This window comes from Tritonibacter sp. SIMBA_163, assembly GCF_046535935.1.
Lineage (GTDB): Bacteria > Pseudomonadota > Alphaproteobacteria > Rhodobacterales > Rhodobacteraceae > Epibacterium > Epibacterium scottomollicae.
In genome coordinates this window covers 1-360 of the sequence record NZ_JAWJBP010000178.1, presented here as the reverse complement: position 1 = coordinate 360, position 360 = coordinate 1, and the positions used below count along the sequence as shown (strand labels likewise).

The window sequence follows — 360 nt, the reverse complement described above, 5'->3', positions numbered from 1 at the left end:
CGCGTCGATCTGCTCGTCGCTGGCGATGCCGAGCGACCGCACGACCTCCTTGGCGATGCGGTAGCGGTTGCCGACGAAGATGGCCTCCTCCAGCCGGCGAGCCCACGGGTCCACGGTCATGTCGTCGGGGTCCACGCGGTCGGCGTAGGGCTGCCCCACGTCGTGGCCCACGCCGTCGATGTCCAGCGTCTCGCCCCGCGTGCTGATCCCGGTCTTGATCCAGCCGCACGTGAAGATGGCGTCGGTGATCGCCATGCGGAGGGTGTCGCGGAGCTGGATTTCGTTGGCGAGGTGGTTCGTGGCGAGCCCGAGAATCTCCGCGTAGGGGCGGTACGCGAGGAAGTTGGACGTGACGCTCAC

General features: G+C 68.3%; 1 protein-coding gene. It reads right to left on the bottom strand.

Annotated elements, in window-relative coordinates:
* The coding region (locus tag R0J92_RS21975; protein ID WP_411053208.1) for a hypothetical protein at positions 1–360 on the bottom strand (360 nt) is incomplete at both ends.